The following is a 6,311-nucleotide window of genomic DNA, read 5'->3' as shown; positions in this document are numbered from 1 at the left end:
AGCCAGGCCCGATGGCGCCACGCCACCGGGCCGTCAGGGTCTTATTTCTCCTGCGCCAGCCGGATACTGCGCTCTATCACCGCCCGCCGGGTATCGTCTGCCGGCAACAGTTTCAGCATCATCTCCCAGGCCGCCACCGCCTCGCCAAAGCGCTGCTGCTCAAAGGCGCTGAACGCATACAGGCTTAACACCCGGATATCCGTGTGGTCGCGGCTCACCAGCCGGCGCAGCAGCTCCCCGCCGCGGCGGTTATCCTCCGGGTCGGACGAGCGCGTCAGCGCCTCCGCATAGCCCAGCGCCGCATCGCGGTTTTTCGGGTCCAGCCGGTACGCGTTCGCATAGGCCCCGGTGGCGGTACCGGCATTACCCAGTACCATACCGGTGCGCCCCAGCATGAGCCAGCCCTCAACATTGCCGGCATCATTCTGCAGGCGGGTGCGCAGCCCCAGCGCCAGCCGCGCCATCTCCTCCTCATTCAGCGGCTGCGCCTGCGGGTCCAGCGCCCGCGCCAGCAGCCCGGGCGTCTGCGCCGTTGCCTGCTGCCAGGCCCTCACCTGCGGATAGCTGCCGGTCAGGGCGTAGCTGCCGGCGCCGACCGCCAGCGCAATGACGGCCCCCGGCACGTAAACGCCCCACCCGGCGCGCGCGCCGTAAACCGGGGTGTCCGCCGGCAGCGGCTCCCGGCGCAGGCGCACCCGCCGGCGCGTCCGGGCGACGATTATCCACCCGCCCGCCACGATGGCGGCCAGCGGCAGCACCCACAGCAGCACCGTCAGCGGGGTCAGCGGCGGGTCGTAGGTGACGAAGTTGCCGTAGCGCGCCACCATGTAATCGATGATTTCCTGGCGGCTCTTCCCCTCCTGCATCAGGTCATACACCCTGCGGCGCATGTCGGTGGCTATCATCGCGTTCGAGTCCGCAATGCTGTTGTTCTGGCATTTCGGGCAGCGCAGCTGCTCCGTGAGCTGGCGGAACTGCTGCTCCTGCGCTTCATCTTTAAACGGCATCACGTCGGTGGTCGCCCGCGCTGACCCGGCGATAACCAGCGCCAGCATCAGCATCACCATGCCCGGTAACAGTCTCATTGCGCCGCCTCCCGGCTGTATCTGTCCCACAGCGGTTTCAGTTCACTCTCCCACACCCGGGCATTCAAATCGCCCGCATGGCGGTAGCGGATAATCCCCCTGCCGTCGATGAGGAAGGTTTCCGGCGCGCCGTACACGCCCAGGTCCAGCCCCAGCATCCCGTCGCTGTCCGATAAACTCAGCGCATACGGGTTGCCCAGTTCCTTTAACCAGGCCACCGCCTTCGCCCGGTCGTCCTTATAGTTCAGCCCGACCACCCGGATACCCTGCGCAGAAAGCTGGTTCAGGTACTGATGCTCGGCACGGCAGGTCGGGCACCAGGTGGCCCAGACGTTAAGCAGCACCGGTTTCCCCTGCGTCAGTACCTCCGCCTCATAGTACTGACCCGGTGTCTCCAGCGATTCCAGGCGGAACGCCGGCACCGGCTTCCCGGTCAGCGCCGATTCGAGATTCGTCGGGTCATCCCCCTGCGCGTTGCGCGCCAGCTGCCACAGCAGCGCCGCGGCAATCAGCAGAAAAATCAGCAGCGGTAATAACAGTACGTTGCGTTTCATCCGGCCTCCGGCAATGGTTTACGGCGGCGGTAGCGCGGGTCCGCCAGGCACAGCAGCCCGCCCAGCGCCATCAGCAGTCCCCCGGCCCATATCCAGCGGACAAACGGTTTGTAGTACAGGCGCACGGCCCACGCGCCGTTGTCCAGCTCCTCCCCGAGCGCGGCGTACAGGTCGCGGGTCAGCCCGCCGTCAATCGCCGCCTCGGTCATCACCATCCGGCTGGTGTTGTAGAGCCGTTTCTCCGCGTGCAGCACCGCCTCCGGCTCGCCGTGGCGCGTCACCCCGATGAGGGCCACCCCGCCGCGGTAGTTGGGCCCGGTGATGTCCCGCACCTCCCGGAAGGTGAAGCGGTAGTCGTGAATGGTCACGCTGTCGCCCGCCCGCATCCGCACGTCACGCTCCACGCTGTAATTCTGGCTGAAGGCGATGCCGGTAATCGTCACCGCCAGCCCGAGGTGCGCCGCCACCATCCCCAGGTAGCTGAGGGAAATCCTGGCGCCGCGGGACACGCGCTGTACGGCTTCGGCCACCGCCAGCACCGCAATCCAGCAGGCCATCGCCATCCCCACCGCCGTCATGGCGATGATTTTATCTTCCAGCAGCCATGGCAAAAGTACCGACAGTACCAGGGTGGAGACCAGGGCGGTGAGCAGCAGTTTCCTGATGTTACGCGGCCGGTCCCGGCCCCAGCGCACTAAAGGCCCCACCCCCAGCAGCAGGGCAAAGGGGACCATCAGCCAGGTGAACATGGTGTTAAAGAACGGCTCCCCCACCGAAATGCTGCCCAGCCCCAGCTGTTTGTGCACCAGCGGCAGCAGGGTGCCCAGCAGCACCACCAGCATGGCGGCCATCAGCAGGACGTTGTTGCCGAGCAGCAGCGACTCGCGCGACCACAGCGCGTTGTTCACCCGCGAACGCACCCTGTGCCCGCGCACGGCGAACAGCAGCAGCGAGCCGCCGGTGACCAGCACCATAAAGGCGAGGATAAACATTCCGCGCGCCGGGTCGGAGGCGAAGGCGTGCACCGACACCAGCACCCCGGAGCGCACCAGGAAGGTGCCCAGCAGGCACAGCGAGAAGGCGCAGATGGACAGCAGCAGCGTCCACGCCTTAAAGCCGGCGCGCTGTTCCGTGACCGCCAGCGAGTGCAGCAGGGCGGTGCCCGCCAGCCACGGCATAAAGGAGGCGTTCTCCACCGGGTCCCAGAACCACCAGCCGCCCCAGCCCAGCTCGTAGTAGGCCCACGCCGAGCCGAGCACGATGCCCAGCGTCAGGAACACCCACGCCGCCAGCGTCCACGGGCGGGCAAAACGGGTGAACGCGCTGTCCAGACGCCCGCTCAGCAGCGCGGCGATGGCGAAGGCGAAGGCCACCGAGAAGCCGACATAGCCCATGTACAGCAGCGGAGGGTGGAAAATCAGCCCCGGGTCCTGCAGCAGCGGGTTCAGGTCACGCCCCTCCACCGGAAAGGCCGGCAGCGTGCGGGCGAACGGGCCGGAGGTGAACAGGATGAACGCCAGAAAACCGGCGCAGACCATCCCCATCACCGCCAGCACCCGGGCGACGATATCCGCCGGCACCCGCCGGCTGAACACCGCCACCGCCAGGGTCCAGCCGCTCATCAGCAGCACCCACAGCAGCAGCGAGCCCTCGTGCGCCCCCCAGGTGGCGGCCACCCGGTACCACACCGGCAGCTGCGTGTTCGAGTTGCCGGCGACATAGGCCACGGTGAAGTCGTTAACCACAAAGGCGTGCACCAGCACGAAAAACGCGCCCGCCACGCAGATAAACAGCAGCCAGGCGAACACCCCGGCCGACGCCATCATCCGCGCGTCGCCGCGCGCCACGCCCCACAGCGGGTAAACGGACAGCAGCAGCGCCACGCCGAGCGCCAGGCACAGCAGCGCGTGGCCGTATTCAGGCATCATGATGAGGTGTCCTTATCAACGCGTTGCGGGCGGCGGTGGTTTTCCTGCATCGCCTTTTCCACTTCCGGCGGGGTGTAGTTCTCGTCATGTTTGGCCAGCACCTCGTGCGCCAGGACGTGGTTGCCCTTCTCCAGGGTGCCCTGCACCACCACCCCCTGCCCCTCGCGGAACAGGTCCGGCAGTATCCCCTCATAGCTCACCGTCACCGACCCTTCGGCGTCGTAGAGGCTGAAGTTCACCTTCAGCGAGTCCGGGTCGCGCCTGACGCTGCCGGGCATCACCATCCCGCCGACGCGCAGGCGCTGGCCCGCCGCCGGCAGCTGCTGCGTCTCGCGCTTGCCGTAGAGGATTTCGCCGGGGGTATAGAACAGGTCGATATTCGCGCGCAGCGCGTACAGGACCAGGGCGGTGGTCAGCCCCAGGCCCGCCAGCACCGCGCAGACCACCCATAGCCGGTTTTTACGTCGCAGGTTCACGCGGCCTCCTGTTGCGCCTGTGCGGCACGCATCCGCGCCTCGCGCGCCCGCTGCAGCGCCACGCCGCGCAGAATGGCCCGGCGCTGCAGCACCGTGTGCAGCGCCAGCAGCACCAGCGGCGCCACGGTCATCGCCACCGCCAGCCAGACAAAAAAGGCGTACCCGCCCATGGCGAAAAAATCGCTCCACGATGAAAATGCCGGACTCACCGGTGCCCCCTTTTCAGTATCAGTTCGCTCACCCACGGGCGGCGTTTTTCCATCAGTAAAATCAGGTTGCGCATCCGCATCAGCGAAAGCGTCATAAAGAGCAGCAGGAAGCCGGCGATGGCCCAGCGCAGCGGCGAGCGCATCGCCGGGTCGATGCTCTGCTGCATCCGCGTCGAGCCCTGGTGCAGGGTGTTCCACCACTCGACGGAATAGTGGATAACCGGCAGGTTCACCACGCCGACCAGCACCAGAATGCCCGCCGCGCGCCCGGCCATTTTACGGTCGTCAAAGGCGTGCCACAGGGCGATGACCCCGGCGTAGAGAAACAGCAGCACCAGCTCCGAGGTCAGGCGCGCGTCCCACACCCACCAGGTGCCCCACATCGGTTTGCCCCACGCCGCGCCGGTGACCAGTGCGATGAAGGTGTACACCGCCCCCACCGGCGCCATCGCCGCGACGGCAAGGCTGGCCATTTTCATCTGCCAGACCAGCCCGGTGAACGCCGCCACCGCCATCGCCGCATAGATACCCATCGACCAGATGGCCGCCGGGACATGCAGGTACATAATGCGGTAGCTCTCCCCCTGCTGGTAGTCCGCCGGGGCGAAACCAAAGCCCCGGACCCAGCCGGTGGCCAGCGCGATGATGCCGGCTGCCGCCAGCCACGGCACGAGCCTGCCGCAAATCTGATACAGCCGGGGCGGCGCCGCCAGCTGATGAAGGGTTTTCCACATAGTCGTCACCTGACCTCCTGAAACCAGTAAAATGTCCGTCGTGCCGGGGCGCTACTGCGTACTGATGCGCAGCGCCGCCGCGGTGGCGAACGGGCTTAACGTCGCGCTGCCCGCCAGCAGCGCCCCCAGCACCGCCAGATAGCCGTCAACGGGTAAATGCATCGATGCCGCGTCCATCGCCGCGGCGGCGAAAATCAGCACCGGAACACTCAGCGGCAGCACCAGAATGCCCAGCAGGACGCCGCCGCGCCGCAGCCCGGCCGTCAGCGCGACGCCCGGCGCGGCGAGAAACCCCAGCGCCGGCGTGCCGAGCAGCAGCGTCAGCGCCATGATTTTCCAGCCGTACACGTCCATCCCCAGCAGCAGCGCCACCAGCGGGGAGAGCATCATCAGCGGCAGGCCGGTCACCGCCCAGTGGGCCAGCACCTTCGCCAGCACCACCGCCGGCAGCGGCACCGGCAGCAGCATCAGCTGCTCCAGGCTGCCGTCCTGCAGGTCGTCGCGAAACAGCCGCTCCAGCGCCAGCAGCGAGGCCAGCAGCGCCGCCACCTGGATGATGCCCGGCGCGATACGCGCCAGCAGCTGCGGCTGCGGCCCGACGCTTAACGGAAACAGGGTGATGACCATCAGGAAGAACCACAGCGGGCCGGCGATGTCCGCGCCGTGGCGGAACGCCACGCGCAGTTCGAGACAGAAGACACGCCACATCACAGCCCGGCCCCCCCGCCGGTCAGCGCCAGGCGGCGGACGGTGTCCGCGGCCCCCGGCAGCGGCTGGTGGGTGGTGAGAATGACCATCCCGCCCTGCGCCGTGTGCGCCGCCATCCGCCGGGTGAGGCGCGCCACGCCGTTAACGTCAATGGCGGTGAACGGCTCGTCGAGCACCCACAGCGCGGCGCGGGTCAGCCACAGGCGGGCCAGCGCCACCCGGCGCTGCTGCCCGGCCGAGAGCTGAGCGACCGGCACGTCCTCAAATCCCGCCAGCCCGGCCTGCGCCAGCGCCTCCGGGAGACGCGCGCCGTCGCCGGGGTGGAAGAAGTGCAGGTTCTCCCGCGCCGTCAGGCGGGTTTTTATCCCCGGCTGGTGCCCTATCCACAGCAGGCTGCGATGGAAGCTGTCGCGCACGCGGCGCAGGGGCTCGCCCTGCCAGTACACCTCCCCGCCGTCCGGGCGCGCCAGCCCGGTCAGCAGGCGCAGCAGGGTGGTTTTTCCGGCGCCGTTGCCGCCGGTGACCTGCACCCACTCCCCGGCCTCCACGGTGAACGACAGCCCGCGAAACAGCGTCCTCTCGTCCCGCTCGCAGTACAGATCTCTGGCTTCAAGCAT

The 6,311-nt window shown here is 67.8% G+C and carries 8 protein-coding genes; all 8 read right to left on the bottom strand.

Annotation, left to right across the window (positions count from 1 at the left end):
* Nucleotides 1–41: 41 nt before the first annotated feature.
* Nucleotides 42–1,085 (bottom strand): cytochrome c-type biogenesis protein CcmH, encoded by a 1,044-nt coding sequence (locus ACLJTG_RS23570; RefSeq protein WP_410959110.1) that lies wholly within the window; start codon nt 1,083–1,085, stop codon nt 42–44.
* A complete protein-coding gene (dsbE, locus tag ACLJTG_RS23565; protein ID WP_000828293.1) occupies nt 1,082–1,639 on the bottom strand; it encodes a thiol:disulfide interchange protein DsbE in 558 nt (185 codons plus the stop codon). The genes ACLJTG_RS23570 and dsbE overlap by 4 nt, the downstream gene beginning before the upstream one ends.
* Nucleotides 1,636–3,567 carry a heme lyase CcmF/NrfE family subunit gene (locus tag ACLJTG_RS23560; RefSeq protein WP_140237096.1) on the bottom strand — a complete coding sequence of 644 codons (1,932 nt, stop codon included), beginning with the start codon at nt 3,565–3,567 and terminating at the stop codon, nt 1,636–1,638. Before ACLJTG_RS23560 ends, dsbE begins: the two co-directional genes overlap by 4 nt.
* Nucleotides 3,564–4,043 (bottom strand): cytochrome c maturation protein CcmE, encoded by a 480-nt coding sequence (ccmE, locus tag ACLJTG_RS23555; RefSeq protein ID WP_198898409.1) that lies wholly within the window; start codon nt 4,041–4,043, stop codon nt 3,564–3,566. The genes ACLJTG_RS23560 and ccmE overlap by 4 nt, the downstream gene beginning before the upstream one ends.
* Complete coding sequence (ccmD, locus tag ACLJTG_RS23550) at nt 4,040–4,252, bottom strand: heme exporter protein CcmD (RefSeq protein ID WP_064044369.1); 213 nt, start codon at nt 4,250–4,252, stop codon at nt 4,040–4,042. Before ccmD ends, ccmE begins: the two co-directional genes overlap by 4 nt.
* Nucleotides 4,249–4,986, bottom strand: a complete 738-nt coding sequence (locus ACLJTG_RS23545; RefSeq protein WP_000266003.1) for a heme ABC transporter permease — start codon at nt 4,984–4,986, stop codon at nt 4,249–4,251. The genes ccmD and ACLJTG_RS23545 overlap by 4 nt, the downstream gene beginning before the upstream one ends.
* A gap of 51 nt (nt 4,987–5,037) precedes the next feature.
* The gene (gene ccmB / locus ACLJTG_RS23540) at nt 5,038–5,697 is read right to left on the bottom strand and encodes a heme exporter protein CcmB (RefSeq protein WP_061378614.1); all 660 of its coding nucleotides are present in this window, start codon (nt 5,695–5,697) and stop codon (nt 5,038–5,040) included.
* The coding region (gene ccmA, locus ACLJTG_RS23535) for a cytochrome c biogenesis heme-transporting ATPase CcmA (RefSeq protein ID WP_000888541.1) at nt 5,694–6,311 on the bottom strand (618 nt) is incomplete at its 5' end. The genes ccmA and ccmB, both read right to left, overlap by 4 nt.

This window comes from Salmonella sp. SAL00672 (assembly GCF_046552175.1).
GTDB lineage: Bacteria > Pseudomonadota > Gammaproteobacteria > Enterobacterales > Enterobacteriaceae > Salmonella > Salmonella enterica.
Note: the sequence above shows the minus strand (reverse complement) of the source record. Positions and strands in the feature narration are given on the sequence as shown.

What these genes read in the sequence shown, in the direction of transcription:
- ACLJTG_RS23570 (WP_410959110.1), bottom strand. Translation starts at nt 1,085, where the DNA reads ATGAGACTGTTACCGGGCATGGTGATGCTGATGCTGGCGCTGGTTATC.
- dsbE (WP_000828293.1), bottom strand. Translation starts at nt 1,639, where the DNA reads ATGAAACGCAACGTACTGTTATTACCGCTGCTGATTTTTCTGCTGATT.
- ACLJTG_RS23560 (WP_140237096.1), bottom strand. Translation starts at nt 3,567, where the DNA reads ATGATGCCTGAATACGGCCACGCGCTGCTGTGCCTGGCGCTCGGCGTG.
- ACLJTG_RS23545 (WP_000266003.1), bottom strand. Translation starts at nt 4,986, where the DNA reads ATGTGGAAAACCCTTCATCAGCTGGCGGCGCCGCCCCGGCTGTATCAG.